Annotated in this window: 16 protein-coding genes; 2 read left to right on the forward strand and 14 right to left on the reverse strand. The window is 65.4% G+C overall.

Annotated elements, in window-relative coordinates; all coding sequences use genetic code 11:
• Positions 1–20: 20 nt before the first annotated feature.
• The 9 genes from B2S33_RS16060 to B2S33_RS16100 all read right to left on the reverse strand — a co-directional run bounded on the left by B2S33_RS16060 (position 21) and on the right by B2S33_RS16100 (position 12,428).
• Positions 21–614 carry a glutathione S-transferase gene (locus B2S33_RS16060; protein ID WP_028688150.1) on the reverse strand — a complete coding sequence of 198 codons (594 nt, stop codon included), beginning with the start codon at positions 612–614 and terminating at the stop codon, positions 21–23.
• Positions 611–4,255 carry an AAA family ATPase gene (locus B2S33_RS16065; RefSeq protein ID WP_288650643.1) on the reverse strand — a complete coding sequence of 1,215 codons (3,645 nt, stop codon included), beginning with the start codon at positions 4,253–4,255 and terminating at the stop codon, positions 611–613. The genes B2S33_RS16060 and B2S33_RS16065 overlap by 4 nt, the downstream gene beginning before the upstream one ends.
• A complete protein-coding gene (locus B2S33_RS16070; protein ID WP_288650645.1) occupies positions 4,252–5,487 on the reverse strand; it encodes an exonuclease SbcCD subunit D C-terminal domain-containing protein in 1,236 nt (411 codons plus the stop codon). The genes B2S33_RS16065 and B2S33_RS16070 overlap by 4 nt, the downstream gene beginning before the upstream one ends.
• Before the next feature lie 132 nt (positions 5,488–5,619).
• Entirely contained in the window at positions 5,620–7,248 is a 1,629-nt protein-coding gene (locus tag B2S33_RS16075; RefSeq protein ID WP_145280836.1) for a BatD family protein, read from the reverse strand.
• A complete protein-coding gene (locus B2S33_RS16080; RefSeq protein ID WP_145280835.1) occupies positions 7,245–8,963 on the reverse strand; it encodes a tetratricopeptide repeat protein in 1,719 nt (572 codons plus the stop codon). Before B2S33_RS16080 ends, B2S33_RS16075 begins: the two co-directional genes overlap by 4 nt.
• On the reverse strand, positions 8,960–10,036 hold the full coding sequence (locus B2S33_RS16085) for a vWA domain-containing protein (protein WP_145280833.1): 1,077 nt from the start codon (positions 10,034–10,036) through the stop codon (positions 8,960–8,962). The genes B2S33_RS16080 and B2S33_RS16085 overlap by 4 nt, the downstream gene beginning before the upstream one ends.
• Complete coding sequence (locus B2S33_RS16090) at positions 10,029–10,523, reverse strand: DUF4381 domain-containing protein (RefSeq protein ID WP_027916524.1); 495 nt, start codon at positions 10,521–10,523, stop codon at positions 10,029–10,031. Before B2S33_RS16090 ends, B2S33_RS16085 begins: the two co-directional genes overlap by 8 nt.
• Positions 10,520–11,464, reverse strand: coding sequence for a DUF58 domain-containing protein (locus B2S33_RS16095; RefSeq protein WP_027916525.1), 945 nt, complete (start codon positions 11,462–11,464; stop codon positions 10,520–10,522). Before B2S33_RS16095 ends, B2S33_RS16090 begins: the two co-directional genes overlap by 4 nt.
• 4 nt (positions 11,465–11,468) lie before the next feature.
• Complete coding sequence (locus B2S33_RS16100; protein WP_023533720.1) at positions 11,469–12,428, reverse strand: AAA family ATPase; 960 nt, start codon at positions 12,426–12,428, stop codon at positions 11,469–11,471.
• 398 nt (positions 12,429–12,826) lie between these two features.
• Between B2S33_RS16100 and B2S33_RS16105 the strand changes: the two genes are divergently transcribed.
• Together B2S33_RS16105 and B2S33_RS16110 are read left to right on the forward strand one after the other, a co-directional pair.
• Positions 12,827–14,053, forward strand: a complete 1,227-nt coding sequence (locus B2S33_RS16105) for an MFS transporter (protein WP_027916527.1) — start codon at positions 12,827–12,829, stop codon at positions 14,051–14,053.
• A 104-nt stretch (positions 14,054–14,157) separates the two neighbouring features.
• Complete coding sequence (locus tag B2S33_RS16110) at positions 14,158–14,430, forward strand: PepSY domain-containing protein (RefSeq protein ID WP_027916528.1); 273 nt, start codon at positions 14,158–14,160, stop codon at positions 14,428–14,430.
• 59 nt (positions 14,431–14,489) lie between these two features.
• Here B2S33_RS16110 and B2S33_RS16115 read toward each other — a convergent pair whose 3' ends face one another.
• From B2S33_RS16115 to B2S33_RS16135, 5 genes are all read right to left on the reverse strand, one after another.
• A complete protein-coding gene (locus B2S33_RS16115; RefSeq protein ID WP_023533700.1) occupies positions 14,490–14,738 on the reverse strand; it encodes a CsbD family protein in 249 nt (82 codons plus the stop codon).
• 120 nt (positions 14,739–14,858) lie between these two features.
• The gene (gene soxR, locus B2S33_RS16120; RefSeq protein WP_145280831.1) at positions 14,859–15,323 is read right to left on the reverse strand and encodes a redox-sensitive transcriptional activator SoxR; all 465 of its coding nucleotides are present in this window, start codon (positions 15,321–15,323) and stop codon (positions 14,859–14,861) included.
• Between the two features lie 34 nt (positions 15,324–15,357).
• Positions 15,358–16,122, reverse strand: a complete 765-nt coding sequence (locus tag B2S33_RS16125) for a GntR family transcriptional regulator (RefSeq protein ID WP_059183183.1) — start codon at positions 16,120–16,122, stop codon at positions 15,358–15,360.
• An 85-nt stretch (positions 16,123–16,207) separates the two neighbouring features.
• Positions 16,208–17,719, reverse strand: coding sequence for an MDR family MFS transporter (locus B2S33_RS16130; protein ID WP_059183182.1), 1,512 nt, complete (start codon positions 17,717–17,719; stop codon positions 16,208–16,210).
• Positions 17,709–18,854: an HlyD family secretion protein gene (locus B2S33_RS16135; RefSeq protein ID WP_104926007.1), complete on the reverse strand. Its 1,146-nt coding sequence runs from the start codon at positions 18,852–18,854 to the stop codon at positions 17,709–17,711. Before B2S33_RS16135 ends, B2S33_RS16130 begins: the two co-directional genes overlap by 11 nt.
• Positions 18,855–18,868 lie beyond the last annotated feature (14 nt).

Consider the following 18,868-nt stretch of genomic DNA (forward strand, 5'->3'; position numbering starts at 1 on the left):
CAAGCGGTACGGCGCTTGAATCACTTGGCCATAATGGCCTTGAACACGTCCGAGGCCAACCAGCCTTGCAGCCAACCACGAACCCTCGGATAGGGGGCTGTGGCAAACCAGTCGGGCTGGACTGCGGCAAACTGCCGGATCAGCGGCAACAGGGCGGCATCAGCGATGCTCGGGTGATCGGCCAACAGGTAGGGGCGGTTTTGCAGCAGGTGCTCCAGATGCTCCAGCCAGGGGTGCGTAGCGTCGCGGTAGTCGTGCTGTGACTGCTGGGGATACCGCTCGGCATACTTGTACAGGTTCACCTGGGCCTTGAAGGTGGTGTCGTTCACGGCGATCAGTGCATCGGCTTGCTGCGCCGCTTCGGGCGAGCTCGACAGGCGCCAGTCTTGCGGGTCGTTCTGCGCCAGTGCCCAGCGCATGATATCCAGGCTTTCATCGATTACCTGATCTCCGGTGTCCAGCACCGGGACGGTGCCCTTGGGTGACAGTGCCAGCAGGGCGGCGGGTTTGTGCTTCATGGCCACCTCCTGCACGGTCACCTCGCAGCCGGCATAGCGCAACGCAAGCCGGGCACGCATGGCCCAAGGGCAGCGGCGAAACGAATAGAGGATCAACCGCACACCTCAACGTCACTCAAGCCGTTGCCCAGGCGCCGGACTTGAATCTGCACCGGTATGCGTTCATGCATTTCCTGCACGTGGGAAATCACAGCCACTTTGCGACCTTGGGCCTGCAAGCCGTCCAACGCATCCATGGCCAGTTGCAAGGACTCGGGATCGAGGCTGCCGAAGCCTTCGTCGATGAACAGCGACTCGATGCGCAAGGTGCTCGATGCCATCGAGGCAAGCCCCAGGGCCAGGGCCAGGGAAACCAGGAAGGTCTCACCGCCTGACAGCGAGTGCACCGAGCGCAGTTCATCGCCCATTTCGGTGTCCAGTACCAGTAACCCCAGCGCACTGCCGCCGCGCTTGAGCCGATAGCGCCGCGCCAGTTGACGCAGCTGAGCGTTGGCATGGTGCAGCAGCAGATCGAGGTTGTAGCCCTGGGCGATCTTGCGGAACACGTCCCCCGAAGCCGAGCCGATTAGACCACTGAGCCGCGCCCAGCGCTGCCACTGCTGTCGGGCTTGCTCCATCTGCTCGGCCAGGGCCTGCGAGGCGTGCTGTCGCCGCTGGTCATCCGCCTGTTGGGCCCGCAGCTCGGCGCAGGTCTGCTCGTGAACGACCAGACGCTCACGCAGTTCGAGCAGCGCCTGGTCCACAGCCTGGACCGAAGTGTCCAGCGTGATCAGCGCCGCGTGCTGGTGCAGGCGCTGCTCGCGTTCCTGAAGCAGCACACGGCTCTGCTCGAGGGTTTTTTCAGCGCCCTGCAGGCGCTGGCGCAGTTCACCGACCTGAGTGTCGTCCATGGCCAGCAGGCGATCGAGCCCTGTATCGTCCAGCTCCGGGTGCGCGTCGCGCCACTGGGCGATCTGATCATGCAGCTGCCTGGCTTCTTGCTCCAGCGCCTGCAACTGCTCGGTGCTGGCCTTGAGCTCACCGGCCACTTGCACAGCCTGGGTATGCAAGCCTTGCAGGCGCTGGGCGAGGTCCGCCTCGACCGCGCGCGCGTGCTCCAGCGCGGTGTCCATGTGCTGTTGCCAGGCCTCGGCACTGATGTGCTCGCCCAGTAATTGCGCGAGCATGGCCATTGCGTGCTGGCGCTGCTCCTCCAAGGCTCTGAGCTGCTCACCAAGCTGCGCGAGGCGTTGCACACGCACCTGGTGTTGATCGTGCAGTTTGTCCAGCTGGACCTGGCGGGCTTGCTGTTCTTCCAGCTCATCGTTGCGTTGGTCGAGCTGGTGCAGGCGCTGGGCGATCTGTTGGTCCAGGGCAAGAAACGCATTGGCCGGATCGTCTTGCAGGGCCTTGAGCGCTTCGTCGGGCAGTACCCCGGCCAAGTCCGCGAGCCCTTGCTGAAGGAGGCGCTCGTCGTTTTCCAGTGCCAGGTGCTGTTGCTCAAGATGGCGCTGCGCTTGTTGGTGCGCGTCCTGGGCGGCTTGCAGCTGCTGGTTGAGGCGAGCGGCTTCTTTTTGCAGGGTGAGCAAGGCCCGCTGGCGCGTCTCGTCGTTGCCGATTTCGGTATCCAGGCGCCGTAGTTGGCCGTCGAGCCAGCTGCTGCGGGCATGATCGTCCTGGGGGGCCAATGCAGGCCAGAGGGCGTGCTCATGAAGCTGCGCGACCAAAGGCTGCAAGTGTTCGTCCAATACCGGCAGCTGTTGCTGATAGTCCTTGAGCTGGGCATTGACCACCCCTAGCTGGGTGCGCAGTTCCACCAGGCGCGTATTGAGCGCTGTGACCTGACGCTGGGCAGCCGCTTCTTCGGCCTGGTCATGTTCGCCCAGGCTTTGCAGCAACACCTCGGGTTGGTGGAACGGGTGTTCGGCGCTGCCGCACACCGGGCAGGGCTCGCCGCCCCGCAGTTGCTCACGCAGGGCTTGGACCGTGGTGTTGCGGGCCAGCCGCTGGCGCTCCAGCAGTTGGCGCGTCAGGTTCAGTGCCTGCTCGGCGCTTTCCAGCTCAGCCTTGGCGGCCGTGCCTTCGCCGATCAGGCGCTGGCGCTCGACCATGGCTTGCTGCTGACGTTCACGCAGGGTGGCCTGTTGCTGATGCAACTCAAGCACGCGGGCGTTTACAAGCGTCAATTGCTCCACGGCGCGATGCTGCTTGCGGTTGTCCTGCAGCATGCTGCCGAGCAGGTCGATTTGTTCTGCCAGGGCGTCGGGCTGCGCCTTGGCTTCCTGGAACAGGGCGTCATGGGCGTCGCGTTCGGCCTGAAGGTGCGCAGTGGCCTGGCTGGCTTGAGCCTGCAGGCCGGGCAGTTCCTCGCGGCCTTTGCCCAGGCGGCCGCCGATCAGCATCACCTGCTTGAGCTGCGGCAGATAGGCATGCCACGCGCTGGCCAGCCCGGCCAGGTGCTGGCTGTGGGCCAACGCCGTGTCGATCTGGGCCAGTTGCTGTTGACTGCGTTCTTGGCTGGCGTGCAGTTGCTGCAACTGCTGTTGGGCCTCAGCCACCTGATGTTCGGCCTGCTGGCTGTCGCTGCGCTGGACGGCCAGTTGCTGATCGAGCCGGGCCAAGTTGTCCTGGGCAGTGAAGGCTTGACGCAGCAAGGGACCGGCGTCGCTATGGGCGGCCTGGGCGGCGGTCAACGCAAGACGGGCTGTTTCCAGCGCCTGCTGCTGCTCGGCCGTACGCTGCTGCAGCTCGGCGAGCTGCCGGGTGTGTTCGTCAAGTTTGGCGGTGATCGGCGCGCGCTGCGCTGCCAGTGCCTGCTGGCGGTGAAACTGATGGCGCTGCGGGGCAAGACGCTCAAGGCGCGCCAGGTCCAGGCGCGGCTCGGCCAAGGCTTGCCAGTCCTGCTCGGCAGCCTCCAGGGCAGTGCGGGCCTGCGCGTGCTGGGCTTGAAGCTGCTCCTGCTCGATCAACCCGCTGCGTTGCTGCTCCAGCTGTCGCTCGCCAGCCTGGTCGGCCTTGAGCTGGTGCTGCGCCTGTTCCAGGCGTTGGTCCAGTTCGGCGCGGGCGTCTACTGGCATGGGCAACAGGTGGCTAGCTCGCTCTTTCAAGGCGGCATGCGCCTCGCCGGCCTCGCGGGCTCGGGCAAACGCCCGTTGGCCCAGCCGCGAATAGATCGAGGTGTTGGTCAGTTTCTCCAGCAGTTCGCTGCGCTCGCGGTCGTCGGCCTTGAGAAACGCGCTGAACTCGCTTTGCGCCAGCATCACGGCGCGGGTGAACTGTTCGAAGTTAAGGCCCAGGCGCGTCTCGATCAGCTGCTTGTATTCGTTCTTGCCGCTGCCCAGCACCTGCTCGCTGTCCAGGTCGTAGAAGCTCTGGCGGCTGAGCTGGAGTTTGCCATTGGCCTTCTCGCGGGCGCGGTTCGCTTCCCAGCGCGCCCGGTAGCGGCGCCCGTCCACGCCGACGAAATCCACCTCGGCAAAGCCACTGCCGGTACCGCGGCGCAGCAGGTTGCGCGGGTCCGAGGTGGGTATCTCGCCATCGCCGTCCGGCACCTTGGCCTCACGGCCGATGTCATTCAGGCGTGGCACCGTACCGAACAGCGCCAGGCACAGCGCGTCGAGCAGGGTGCTTTTACCCGCCCCCGTGGGGCCGGTGATGGCAAACAGACCCGCGCCTGCCAGGGGCTCCTGGGTGAAGTCGATATCGATCGGGCCCGCCAGCGATGCCAGGTTCTTCAGGCGAATGGCAAGAATCTTCATGGTTGCTCTTCTTCGTGCTGTACGTCCTGCAGCAGCAGGGCGAAATCGGCCAGCGTCTGCTCATCGGCAGGGTCCCCATAGGCTTGCGCCCAGGCACGGCTGAACAGGTCTTGCGGGGTCATCTGGGCCAGCTCGACGAACGCCGGGCCTTCGTCATCGGCCGTTCGGCCGGCGTACTCGGCACCTATGCGAATCAACCGTACCGCCTTTTCGTGCAGGGCGGTTTCGATCTGCTGGCGCAGGTCGGGCTGCGGCTCCTTCAGCACGACGCGCACCTCCAGCCAAGGCTGGCGGTTGGGATCATCGAGCAGGTCCACCACCGGCAAGTCGGCCAGTTGCGTCAGGACCTCGTCCAGTGGGGCCGGCCCTATGCGTTGCAACGGCACCGCACGCGGAACTGGGCGAGCCTCGACACTGGCCAGCGCCGCGCCGTCGAAGGTGACTTCCAGTACCTGGTGGGGGTAGTTCACCTCGGCAAACGACAACGGGATGGGCGACCCGCTGTAGCGGATCCGTTCTTCGCGATTGACCTTCTGGGGCTTGTGCAGGTGGCCCAGGGCGACGTAGCTGATGGCTTTGTCGAAGAGCTTGGCCGGCAATGCCTCGGCGTTGCCGATGATCAGGCTGCGCTCGGAGTCTTCGGAGACCGCACCGCCGGCCATGTGGGCGTGGCTGATGGCGATCAGCGCCTGGTCCTTGCGCTGCCTGGCCTGGGCGGCGGCGATCAGTTGCTGGTGGACCCGGGTGATGCCTTGCAGGTAGTCGTCGCCCAGTTGCAGGCCGGTCACCTCCGCCGGCCGCAGGAACGGCAAGGCCAGGCACCAGGCGGTCACCTTGCCGCGCGCGTTGGTCAGCGGAATCAGCAGCCGCTCGACATCCAGTTGTCCATCGTCCAGCCAGTGCACACGGCCCAGTGCATGGGTGCGCAGGCGGCGCATCAAGGGTGCAGGCAGCTCGATGCGCGAGCCGGAGTCGTGGTTGCCGGCGATCATCACGATGTCGAGTTTCGGCTGCTGTTCGTGGGCCCTGACGATGAAATCGTACAAGCGCTCCTGGGCCTTGACCGGCGGGTTGACGGTGTCGAAGACGTCGCCTGCGATCAACAGCGCATCAGGCTGGCGCAGGTGCAGCTGGCCGAGCAGCCACTCGAGGAAGCAGGCGTGTTCGAAGTCGCGTTCCTGGCCATGGAGACTTTGGCCCAGGTGCCAATCGGAAGTGTGAAACAGACGCATGGATGACCTGTGGGTATGAAGTCGGGCGAGCGGGCAAGGGCGTTATGGTACCCCATGGGCGCGGCGCTGTGCGGGCCGGTAAAGCCGGTCGGTACGCGGCGCGAACCCGGTCGATGACGCGCCGCCACATGCTCACTTGGGATACAGCGGTGGCAGGCTGCCGCTCTCGCCGGTGGGCAGCAGCACCTGTTCGGCCGGTGGAATGGTGCCGATCGCCCGCCACAGGTCTTCACCTTGCCAGTGCTGGCCGCTTTCGCTGTACAGCGCGCCGTTCAACCCATCCAGGGCGTCGGACAAGGGTACGAAGCGCGCCGCCATCTCGGCCAGGGTCTGCGGCTGTTGCCGCGCCCAGGCATCCAGGGCCTGGCGCGTGGCCTGGGGGTCGTTGGCCAGGCAGGCGCGCTTGAGGTCGTCCAGCAGGGTGCGCGGGCTCGGCCCTGCCTGCGCCGCACGCAGCACCGCTGGCTGCGAGCGGGCGCGCCACCACAGGGTGAAGCCCACCAGCGTGGTCAACGCAAGCAACAGGGTCGCCAGCTGCCAAGGCCACAGCAGTGTGCTGCTGCCATTGCCCACCACCGGGGCCTCGGCCACCAGGGCAGGGTTGTCCTGCACGGTGATCGAGCGTGCAGGCAGGCCACTGTGCTCGAGGTGATCTTCGCGGGTGTTCCACCACGTCACTTCCAGCGCAGGCAAGGCCAGCGGGCCGCTGTGGGTGGGAATGAGCGCCTCGCGTTCCTCGCGGGTGGCGGTCATGCCCCGTTCGCTGATCTCGTTGCGCAACAACGGTTGATCGGGGTAGCGGCGCAGGCCATTGGCTTCGGTGGGCGGCACTGGCGGCAACTGAGCGCTGGACAGCCCTTCGGCGCGCAGGGTGACGGTGCGGGTCAACGAGTCGCCGATCTGGGTCTGCTGGGCGGCAGGATCGGGGCTCCAGCGTTCCTCCAGGGTCAGGCTACGCGCGGGCAGCCAGGGCAGCCCGGCCGGCCACTGGGCCGGGACGGGCCGTACCGTCAGACGCAGCGGCGTAGAGCTTACCTGTACCTGGCGGCCGGCACGGGCAGCGCCGTTGCCGTTCTGCTCGCCCTGGCTATTGGCCGCAGCCGTGGCGGTGAAGGTCAGCGAAGGAATGTCCAGGGTGCCGCTTTGCTGGGCATAGACGGCATACCGCGTTTCGATCACGCCATGGCGCACACCCTGAATTTCCTTTTCGTAGGTGCGCGATTCGCCCAGGGGCTCGACCTTGGCGTTTTCCAATTGCAGCGGGCTGAGGCTGCTGTCGTCATACAGCGCAACCGAATGGTAGATGCGCAGGGTCAGTACAGCCTGGGCCTGCACGTAGACATCGGTGCTGTCCAGGGTCGCCTCGATGAACACCTGGGCGTTGTCCTGGCGGTTGGCATCGGCTTGCAGCACTTGCAGGTCTACCGGCTGGCTGAACGACTGCCCCAGTTGCAGGGCAGGGATCTGCAGGCTGCCGCTGCGCCGGGGCAGGAGCGTGATGATCCAGCGGGTGCTGGCGCGGGTCTCGCCATCGAGGGTGTGCAGGCTGTTCAACTGCCGGGTACTGCGCACCTCGAAGTCACCTTCCAGTGCCCGCAGGTCAGGCTTGCCGAACTCGGTCACATCCTGGCTTTCGAGGGTCAGCTCCAGGCTCTCGCCGGCTTCCAGGCGTGTACGGTCGACACTGGCCTTGAGCGACGGCTCGGCGTGAGCCAGCACGTTCCAGAGCAGCATGAGGAGAAAGACGCCGCAGCGACTCATCGTGGGGTTTCCTGTTGCAATTGCTGTTCGTACCAGAATTTGCGCCGTAGCAACTGCGCGGGATTGTCGGGGATTTCTCGGAGCCATTGTTCCAGCGCCTGGCGTTGCTCGGCATCGAGCGCGGTGGTGACAGGCGCGTGGGGTGGGTCGACCACATCGTCATCCTCGCCTGGCGGGTTGCCAGATGCACCCTGGTCACCGCCGTCGCCTTGGGCCGAGGCGCCGTCCCCCGTCTGCTCGTCGGAACCCGGCGCAGGCTCTGCCGGGCTACCTTGCGCGCTGCTGTTGCCCTCGGTTTCACGACCAGGCGAATCCTGGGCGTCGGTGCTGCCGGGCTGTTCGGCAGCCTTGCCTTGGCGCTGGGCCAGCATTTGCTCGACCAGTGCCTGGTTGTCCAGCGCCGCCTGCAGGTCTGGCTGACGCTCCAGGGCTTGATCATACGCGTCCAGCGCCGCTTCCAGTTCACCACTGTATGCCAGAGCATTGCCGCGATTGTAGTGCGCGGCGGCCGTGTCGACCTGCAGAAACGCCTCGGCAGCGCCGGCATAGTCACCCGCCTGGTACAGGGCCATGCCTCGCCATTGCGGGTCACGGAAGCGGCCGGCCGCTTCGGCCGCTCGACCCTGCTCGAGCAGGCGCTGGCCTTGCTGGTCGGGGCGCAGCCACAGATCGTCGAGCTCGAACGCCTGGCCGGGCTGGGGCAGGGCCAGCAACAGCGGCAGGCAGAACAGCCAACCCCGCCGACCAGCACAGGCCGCCAGCAGCAGCAACGGAATCAGCAACCAGTACCCTTGGTCGGCCCAGCTGTCCAGTTGCAGGGTCTGGCCTTCGCTGCGTGTGCTGCGCGGGTTGTCGAACAGCCCTAGGCCGCGCAGGTCCAGGTCATCGATGCGGGCATGCCGGTAACGCCCGCCAGTGCCATTGATGAAGCCTTTGAGCGCCGCGCCGTCCAGCCGTGGCAACAGGATCGCGCCCTGGTCGTCCTTGAGAAATTCCCCGTTGGCCTGGCGCACTGGCGCCCCGTCACGGCTGCCGATGCCCAGCATCAGCAGGCTTGGGCCATGGCGACCCAGGGCCTGGCTGATGCCTTGGCGCTCGGCGGCGCTGAGCGAGGACCCGACCAGCAGCAGTCGGCCCTGGCCAAGGCCGCTCTGGGCGAGCAGGGCCAGGCCCTTGTGCACGGCAAGGTCTGCCCGCTGCCCGGGCTTGGGCATGATCGAGGGGTCGAGTGCTTCGAGCAGGTTGCGTGTTGTGGCCAGGTCGTCGGACAGCGGCACCAGGGTATGCGCCGACCCTGCGTAGACCACCAGTGCGGTCTGGCTGTCACGGCGGTGCTCGAGTACGTCGAGTATCTTGCGACGCGCCTGCTCAAGACGATTGGGCGGGCTGTCCTCGGCCAGCATCTGCGGGGTCAGTTCCAGCAGGATGACCAGAGGATCGGCAGGCCGCTGGCGGCTTTGCTCCACGCGTTGCCAGCTCGGGCCCAGCAGGGCCAGCACCACCAGCAGCCAGGCAAGGCCCAGGGCTATCCAGGGTAGCTTGCTGGTGTTGCCACTGCCGCCACCGAGCAGCACGTTATGGAAGGCCGGGGGCAGGATCATTTGCCAGCGCCCGGCGCGCCTGCGCCGGTGCCAAAGCTTGAACAGCAACCAGCCGAGCACGGGAACGCTCAGCAACCACAGCGGGCGCAACCATTGGGGCCATAGATCGATCATCGCGGCCTCCTCAGGCGCAGGCGTTTGAGGCGCTGCCGCCATTGTGGGTGCGGTTGCAGAAAGCGCGGCTTGCGCAATTGTCGTTGCAGCGGGTTGTCCGGCCACTGCACGCTGATCACCAGCAGCACGCTCAGCAGCAGCGCCAAGGCCAGTGGCCAGGCATACAAGGCCTTTGCCGTACGCGCCTGGGTCGGCTGTTGCGCCACCGGTTCAAGCCGGTCAAGCGTGTCACCGATGGCATCGAGTTCGGCGCCATCATGGGCGCGGAAATACGCGCCCTGGGTGGTCTCGGCGATTTCGCGCAAGGACGCTTCATCCAGGTCCAGGCTTGGGTTCAGGCCCAGTAGGCCAGGGGTGCCGGTGGCTTGCGGATCGGCGCCAATGCCGATGGTGTAGATGCGCACGCCCTCCTGAGCGGCCAAACGGGCGGCGGTGAGGGGGTGGATCAGCCCGCCATTGTTGGCCCCGTCGGTGATCAGCACCAGCACTCGGCTCTGCGAGGGCCGCTGGCGCAGCCGCTTGACGGCCAGGCCGATGGCATCGCCAATGGCGGTGTTCTTGCCGGCGATGCCGATCTGGGCTTCATCGAGAAAGGTGCGCACCGTGCGCCTGTCGAAGGTCAGCGGGGCCTGCAGGTAGGCTTGGCTGCCGAACAGGATCAGCCCCACCCGGTCACCTTCACGGTCCTGCAAGAAGTCGCCCAGCAGCGCCTTGACCAGGTCGAGCCGGGTGATGTCTTCGCCCTGCCACTGCATGTCCGGGAAGTCCATCGAGCCGGACACGTCCACTGCCACCAGCAGGTCGCGCCCACTGGCTGCCACCGGCATCGGCTCGCCCAGCCATTGGGGGCGAGCGGCGGCGCACAGCAACAGCAGCCAGATCACGACGAACGGGGCCTGCTGGCGCCAGGTCGGCAGGTTCAGGCGGGCGCGGCGTCCCGCCAGGCTTTCAAGCTCTTGCAGGAAGCCGACTTTGAGGACAGGCTCTCCACTGTCGGCTGCAGGCAGGACGAGCCGTGCCAGCCAAGGCAGGGGCAGCAAGGCGAATATCCACGGCCAGGCCAGTTCAAACATGCTTGCGAATCCAGGTTTCCACCGCCTGGCTAAGCCCGGCGATGGCCTTGTCGTCCAGGCGGCATTCGGGCTTGTAGGCCCCTTCGACCAACACCATCCAGCGGGTCAGGCCTGCTGCCGGGCAGCGGTTGTCAAGAAAGGCCAGCCATTGCCGGCCATTTAGCGTGTGGCTATTGGCCAAGGGGTAGTGACTGCGACACAGCCGTTTGAGCAGGGCATTGATCTGCTGCAGCCAGGCGCCGGCAGGCGCTTTGTCGTAGGGGCGGGGCAGACGCGCCAGTTCCTCGAGCGCCGCCACGCGCACCGGGTCGAGCGGCTGCTCGGTGCGTGGTAGGGGCCGTTTGCGTGGGCGCCAGCGACGCACGCGCCACAGGCCCCAGGCCAGCACGGGCAACAACGCCAACAGCAGCCACCAGCCAGGCGCCGGTGGCCAGGGGCTGATCGGCGGGGGCGCGATCAATGGCTGCAACTGGTCAAGCGGGTTCACGAGGCGCTGCCCATTCGCTGGGCACTCAGGTAATCGCGCAATTGCTCGATCATCTCGCTTTGCGTGGTCAGTGGCATCAGCAGCACCCTGAGCTTTTGCGCCATCAATTCCCAGCGCTCGATGCGCGCCTCGGCTTGGTGCCGGTAGGCCTGGCGCAGCCCTTCGTCCAGCGTGTCCAGCTCCAGCTGCGCGCCCCGTTGCGCGAACCTCAGCAAGCCGGCCGCTGGCAGAGCGTGGTCCAGCGGGTCCGATACCGGCATCAGCAACAGGTCGCAGTGTCGCGAGAGCATGGCCAGGTGTTGTTCGCACTGGGGCGTCAGCGAGCGCTCATCGCAAATCACGATGGCCAGACTGCCTGGCCTCAATACTTCACGCGCCCTGCGCAGCGCAAGGCCAAGGCTATCGGCCTGGGCGACGCCTTCGGTGTGTAGCGACTGGTTGACCTTGGCCAGACGATTGAGCAGTTGCAGCAGGCTTTGCTTGCTGCGCCTGGGTTTGATCTCGTGGGGATCGTTGTCACCGAACACCAGCCCCCCGATCCGGTCGTTGTGCCCCAGCGCGGCCCAGCCGAACAGGGCCGCCGCCTGAGCCGCCAGTACGGACTTGAACACCAGCCCGGAGCCGAAGAACAGCCGCTGGCTCTGCTCCACGAGAATGAAGATCGGCCGCTCGCGTTCTTCGTGAAACAGTTTGGTGTGAGGCTCCTGGGTGCGGGCAGTGACCCGCCAGTCGATGTTGCGCACATCGTCACCGGCCTGGTACACCCGAACCTGATCGAAGTCCACGCCCCGGCCCCGCAGCTTGGAATGGTGCAGGCCCACCAGCGGGCTACGTTGGCCGGGGTTGGAGAACAGCTGGATTTCGCGCACGCGGTGGCGCATGTCGATGAGTTCGGCAAGGGTGATACGAATGCCGGGCTCGATCAGCGGGGTGCTGGACATGGGGTCAGGCAACGGCCACGACGTCGAGGATACGCTGCACGACCCGGTCCTGGTCGACCCCCGCCGCCTCGGCTTCGAACGACAGGATGATGCGGTGGCGCAACACGTCGAACAGTACCGCCTGAATGTCCTCGGGGCTGACGAAATCGCGCCCGGCAAGCCACGCATGGGCCCGTGCGCAGCGGTCCAGGGAAATCGAGCCGCGCGGGCTGGCGCCATAGGCAATCCAGTCGGCCAGTTCGTTGTCGAATTTGGCCGGCGTACGCGTGGCCATGACCAGTTGCACCAGGTACTCCTCCACCGCGTCTGCCATGTACAGGCCGAGGATTTCCTTGCGAGCTGCGAAGATCGCCTGCTGGCTGACCCGCCGCTCGGGCTTGGTCTCACCGCCCAGCGCCTCGCCGCGAGCCTGGGCCAGGATGCGGCGCTCCACGGCAGCGTCGGGGAAGCCGATCTTGACATGCATCAGGAAACGGTCGAGTTGCGCCTCGGGCAGGGGATAGGTGCCTTCCTGCTCGATCGGGTTCTGCGTGGCCATGACCAAGAACAGCGGCGACAGGTCGTAGGTGCTTCGCCCCACACTGACCTGGCGCTCGGCCATGGCTTCGAGTAGCGCCGATTGCACCTTCGCCGGCGCCCGGTTGATTTCGTCCGCCAGCACCAGGTTATGAAAGATCGGCCCCTGCTGGAACACGAAGCTCCCTGTCTCGGGCCGATAGATCTCGGTGCCGGTGATGTCGGCGGGCAGCAGGTCGGGGGTGAACTGGATACGGTGAAATTGCGCCTCGATGCCCTCGGCCAGTTCCTTGATGGCCTTGGTCTTTGCCAGGCCCGGCGCACCTTCCACCAGCATGTGGCCATCGGCCAACAGCACGATCAGCAGCCGCTCGACCAGCTTTTCCTGGCCAAGGATCTGGGAAGAGAGAAAGGTGCGCAGCGCGATCAGCGCCTCACGGTGTTCCATCGGCGACGGTTCCTGATAGAGGACCAGGCGGCTGATGGCAGCGGCCCGGCAAGGGTTGATACTTTAATCCATCCGAGGGGGTGGCGACCAATGGCGGCTTGGAAATTTATCTGAAGGGCGGCCTATCAGAAGATCAGCGCGGTCCTCGGGATAAGTGCCGTAGCGTTGAAATCCTGGGTTTGCTGCGCTGCCCATCACAGCCCATCGCGGCCAGTCCGGCGCCCCGGCCAAGCCGTTCCAAGTCCCGCGTAACCCTGAGCCCTGCGCTCTATCGATCACGGCGATAACCACTATCGAGCGGCCGGCCTCTCGCCTGGCGGCCCGTGCTCTTTATACTCGCGGCCTGATTTAGCCTCTCGTGCGCCTCGTTCAGGCGCCATGTCATGGAAATGTGCACAATGCCAAGCGTCAGCCCAGCCCCTCGTGGTCTGCCCGAACACCAACAGCAAAGCCTGCTCCAGCAGTGGCTGGCCATTCTCTCCGTGGCCGTGGGCGCGTTCGCCTTGGTGACCAGCGAGTTTCTTCCAGTCGGCGTGCTGAACGACGTCGCCAACGATCTGGGCATCAGTGCAGGCCTTGCCGGGCTGATGGTCACCTTGCCCGGCATCATGGCAGCCCTGGCGGCGCCGACCATTTCTGTCGGTGTCGGCAACCTGGACCGGCGCTACCTGCTGATCGGCCTGACCTTGATCATGATCCTGGCCAACGCCATCGTCGCGTTTGCCGGTAATTTTCACCTGTTGCTGCTGGGGCGCGTGCTGCTGGGGGTGAGTATCGGTGGCTTCTGGGCGACCGCCATTGCCTTGAGCAGCCGCCTGGCGCCCGATGGCGTCGGGGTGGCCAAGGCCAACTCGATCATCATGGCCGGCGTTACCCTGGCCACGGTCATCGGTGTGCCGGTGGGTACCTGGCTCAGCGGGCTGATGGGCTGGCGGATGACGTTCCTGGTCACTGCCGTGGTAGGGGTGCCGGTACTGTTGGCGCAGGTCATGCTCCTGCCCCGGTTGATGCCGGAGAAGGCCATTCGCATCAGCGACCTGCCGGCGTTGTTCATCAATCCACAGGCGCGCGTGGGCCTGATTGCCGTGTTGCTGATCGGGCTGGCGCATTTTGCCGCCTACACCTACGTGGCCCCTTTCTTCAAGCAAAACGCCGGCTTCGATGGCCCAACCATTGGCTCATTGCTGCTGCTCTACGGGGTGGCGGGGTTCATGGGCAATATCTTCGCAGGCTTTGCGGCCAACCGCAGCGTGCGGCATACCTTGCTGCTGGTGGCGCTGCTGATTGCCGTGAGCACGGCGCTGTTCCCGCACTTTGCCACTGGCATGACAGGCGCTGCGATGCTGATCGCGTTATGGGGCTTTGCCTTCGGGGCGTTTCCTGCCTGCGCGAACATCTGGATGTTCGTGGTCGCGCCCAAGGATGTGGAGCGGGGCATGCCGCTGTTCGTGGCCATGTTCCAGGTCATCATCGCCGTAGGGTCGTTCTTTGGTGGGCAGGTGGTCGATCACCTGGGCACCGGCGTGCTGCTGAGCATGGCCACGGCACTGGTAGGTTGCGGTTTCGTGACGGTGCTGGTGCTCGGGCGCAGTGTCAGTAATGCACTGGTCAGCCAGCCGGGTTGAGGGCGCTGAGCCACTCGCGTCCGTGCGGCACTGGGAGGATTGGAATGAACGCGGCGTACCGACTGTCGGTCGCATGTTCACACCCTCCAAGAAGGAAACCTGCAATGAAAGCGATGACTCGACTGTTCACTGGCCTGGCCCTGGTTGGCGCGATGGGCGCTTCTGTTGCCTGGGCCGATCAGCCCGGCGCCGACTGGAAAGTGAACAAGGATCAGGCCGAAGCTGCCCTCAAAGGCGCCGGCTACACCCAGATCACCAAGATCGAAGCCGATGACGGTCATTGGGAAGGCGAGGGGATGAAAGCTGACGGCAAGCAGTACGAGTTCAAGGTCGACCCGCGAGATGGCCGTATCGTCAAGGATGAACTGGATAACTGAGTTCAGCCTGCATTGAAGCCCATCAGGCCCACGCACCCGCGTGGGCCTGATGCATTCGGTCAGCGGCGCAGCAGACGCGACACTACCATGGCCAGCGCGGCACCGATGGCCACGGCAGCAAACGGCTTTTCCTTGACGAAGGACGAGACGCAGTTCACGGCATCGCCGTAAGTCTTGGTCACCTGGCCAGCAGCCTGACGGCCTTCACCTTCGGCTTCCAGGGCCGGATCGTCGATCAGACGGCCCACAGCGCTCTGGGCTTTACCCGCAATGTTCTCTGCTACACCTTCGATCTGTTCGCGTTTCATGGTTCGGTCATCCTTTCGCTAACGGGATTGGTTAAATAGCAAAAGGTTAGGGCGTTAGGGCCGCCGATTGGTTCCAACCAAAGCGGCGCCAGATACTACCGCGCCGTGCACCTGCTGCGGTTACGTGCCCTCACGCACGTGCCGGTCCAAGATCCTGGGCCCGCTGCCTTCCTCGCCCAGTACATCCTGTGGGTTGCGTAGCGGGCATTGCTCCAGCGACAGGCAGCCGCAGCCGATGCAGTTGTCCAGGTTGTCGCGCAACGCCTGGAGCAGGCGAATGCGCTGGTTCAGGTCTTCTCGCCACGCACTGGACATTTCGCCCCACTGGGCTGCCGTGAGCTTGCTGTTGGGCGGGTAGCGCCCCAACGCCTGCTTGATTTCATCCAGGGCAATACCGGTGCGCTGGGCCACCTTGATGATCGCCAGGGTGCGCAGCACCAGCGACGGATAGCGGCGTTGGTTGCCAGCCGTGCGCGTGCTGGCGATCAAACCCTTGCTTTCGTAGAAATGCAGTGCCGATACCGCGATACCGCTGCGGCGAGCTACCTCACCTACGGTAAGCATCCGTGTCGATTCTGCTGCCATGCGAGTGGATCTCCAATGGGTGTACTGGGGGGCGTCAGAACGCTGGGGGGACAGCCGCGGCGCTTGCGGGCATGCGGTCGCGACGTAACTGGTTGACCAGGCTGTAGCGATCAGCGGGGTAGAGGTTTTCGCAGACCGCCATCAGGTCGCCGTTTTCCTCGCGGTAGTGGCGCACCACGCACAGCGCCGGTGCCCCCGGCTCGGCACTTAATACACGGGCCTGGTCAAGGGTCAGTGACTGTGCCTGAACGTGCTGGTCGATCACGGCGATCACCCGCTCGTAGTGCTGCTCGATCAGGCGGGCGATCAACTGCTCGGGATGTGCCTGGGCCAGTTCGATCACCTGCGCGTAGTCGGATTGGGCATAGACGGCGCTTGCACACACCACCAAGGGGTGGCCCGCAGAGGTACTGTGCAACGCCTCGATGCAGAAGTACTGTTCCCCTGGCACCAGCCCCAGTCGCTCGGCCTCCTCAGGGGCAGCCACGAATTGGCGAACAGCGCGAATCTGACGCACGGGTGCCTGAAGATGATGCGAGAGCTCTGCCAGGCTCGCTATCGACTGCCGGTAGCCGATCTGAGGGTGGCGCGCCTCGACGCGTGTCCCAATGCGCTTGCGCCGCGACACCAGGCCCAGGCTCTGCAACTGCTCGACCGCCGCGCGAACCGTATGCCGGCTCACACCGTAGAGCGCGCACAGTTCGATTTCAGTGGGCAACAAGCCCCCGACCGGATAGCGGCTGCTGGCGATTGCCTCGATCAAGTCCTTGGCCACAGTGGCATAGCGGGCTTGGTGCATGGGTAGAACCTGTCTGGACGTTGTACAAAGGCGCCAGTGTACCAGCCGTTCGTCGCTCCCGAGCCAAGCGCCCGCCATCGCCTCATTACCCCTTGTGCGACCTCAGCAGCAATGCTGCCACCGCACAGCCGAGCAACGCCAGGCAAGCCAGGTAGAAGGCATCGCTGTAGGCCATCAGGTAGGCTTCGCGGCGGATGGTGCCCGACAACCCTTCGAGCCACTGCTGCGAATGCCAGAGCCATGTCTGCACGGTCGGATCCAGGCGTGTGTGCAGTTGCGGCTCGAACACGGTCACATGCTCATGGATGCGCGCACTGTGCAGGCGTTCGCGCGTGGCCACCAGTTGGGTCAGGCCAGCCGTGCCGATGGCGCCACCCAGGTTGCGCAGCATCGAGAACACCGCCGAGGCCGACCCGGCCTCGCGCTTGTCCAGCCCGGCCACTGCCAGCACGGACAACGCAACCATGATGAACGGCTGGCCGATACCCCGTACCACGGTGGAGGGGATGATCACATTGTCGGCACTGTCGGCCGTCAGGCTGGCGCCCATCCAGCAGCCCAGCGCCATGATCAGGAACCCGCTGGCCACCATGAACTTGGCGCTGGTCCACCGCATCAGGCGCGGCATCAAGGGCGCCAGCAGCAACTGCACGAGCCCGTAGGCGATCAACGCCACACCCACGTCCCGGGCACTGAAGCCTTGCAGTTGCGAGAGGTAGTTAGGTACCAGAAACACCAGCCCGAAGGTGGCCGCCCCGAAGATGAACATCGCCAGGCTGGCCACGCCGAAGTTGTAACGGCCCAGCAACCGCAGATTGATGAACGCGCGCGGGCCGAACAGCTGGGTCGTCACGAACAGCACCAGGGCCAATGCTGACACCACGGTCATGCCCGTAATGAACGAAGACCCGAACCAGTCCAACCGGCCGCCTTCTTCCAGCACGATCTGCAGCCCGCCCAGGCCAATCACCATGGCGGCGATGCCGAGCCAGTCACCGTGGCGCAGCAACTGCAACTTCATCGGCCTGGCCTCGATGGACCAGGCAATGGCGCACAGCAGGGCAATACCAGGAAACAGCTGCAGGTAGAAGATCCAGCGCCAGGAGTACGCATCGGTCAACCAGCCGCCGATCGAAGGGCCCGCTGCCTGCGCCACGCTGTTGGCCAGGCTGAACAACGCCATGCCCATGGCCATTCGGCTGGCCGGCAGTTCGGTGATGATCAGCTGGAACGACAGCGGGATCAGCACGGCGCCGGCGGCGCCCTGGATTACCCGGATCACGATCATGGTTTCAAGGTTCGGCGCCCACGAACAGGCCACCGACGCGATCAGGAAGACCAGCGAGCCCGTCCACATCACCCGGCGCAGGGAGAACACCTCCACCAGCCAGGCCGTCAGGGGGATCATCACGATCTCTGCCACCAGGTAGGCGGTGGATATCCATGACCCTTCCTCGAAGCTGGCGCCCAGCGAGCCGCGTATCTCGGGCAGTGCGGCACTGGTGACGTGCACGTTCATGCCGGCCATGAAACAGCCAAACAGCCCGCCCAGCACAGCCACCCAGGCGCGCAGGGATACCGGTTGTTCAGCGCGCATCGGCAGGCTCCGGCGTGCGCGTGTCGACGGTGGTCACCACCGACATGCCGGGCAGTATCTGCGGCCCGTTTACGGGCAGGTCGAGCAGGATGCGCACCGCAAAACGCTGGACGATCTTGGTGAAGTTGCCTGTGGCATTGTCCGACGGCAGCAACGCGAAAACATTGCCCGAGGCCGGCGAGAAGCTTGCTACGTGACCTTCGAATGCCTGGCCAGGGAAACTGTCCACCTGTACCTGTACAGGCTGCCCTGGGCGCATCCGAGCCAACTGGGTTTCCTTGTAGTTGGCGACGACATAGGCCTGCGCGACCGGCACCACTGCCAACAACGGCTGGCCCGGCACCACGTATTGCCCTGCACGCACGTGGCGCTTGCCCACCACGCCTGCCACCGGTGCGCGCAGCACGGTGTCCTGGGCGTCCTGTTCGGCCAGTCGGCGTTCGGCCCTGGCGCTTTCGAAGGCGGCCAGGTGCTGCTGCAGGTCAGCCTTGGCCTGGGCAGCGCCGGCCTTGGCCATCCGTTGCTGCGCCTGTTGTTCCCGCCATGCTGCCTTCGCCCCTTGCTCGACAGCCTTGGCCTGGTTGGCAGCGGCCAGCGCCTGCTCCAGCCGTTGGGTCGTGGCTGCCTCGTCGCGTACCAGGCCTTGGTAGCGTTGCAGGTCCAGCTGGCTGCGACGACGTTCGGCGCTGGCACTGTGCACGGCGGCCTCGGCCTTGAGGGTGGCCTGCGCCTGCTGCTCGATGCGCTGCACGGCCAGCTCGCGGCGAGCCCGCGCCGCGTCTATGGCCGCCTGCGCCTGATGTTCGGCAGCGCGCGCGCGATCCCTGCGGGCCTGGTAATCGCGATCCTGCAACCGGACCAGCACAGCGCCGGCTTCAACCGGCTGGTCGTCTTCGACCTCCACCGTTGCCACATAGCCCGCCACGCGCGAACTCAATGCAACCCAATCGGCGCGGATGTAGGCGTCGTCGGTACTTTCCAGGTAGCGCCCGGTGAAGAACCAGTAGCCAGCGAGCGCCAGTAGCGCCAGCACGCCCAGGCATGCGGCTGCGCTATAGAGCAACCGCCGTCGTGTGCGAAGGGTCGCCTGCTCGGCAGTCGGGGTTGAGGGGTGCGTTTGTGCAGCAGCGTTCATGGTGGGGTTCCATT

It is taken from the genome of Pseudomonas sp. UBA5568, assembly GCF_002425525.1.
GTDB classification, from domain to species: Bacteria; Pseudomonadota; Gammaproteobacteria; order Pseudomonadales; family Pseudomonadaceae; genus Aquipseudomonas; species Aquipseudomonas fulva.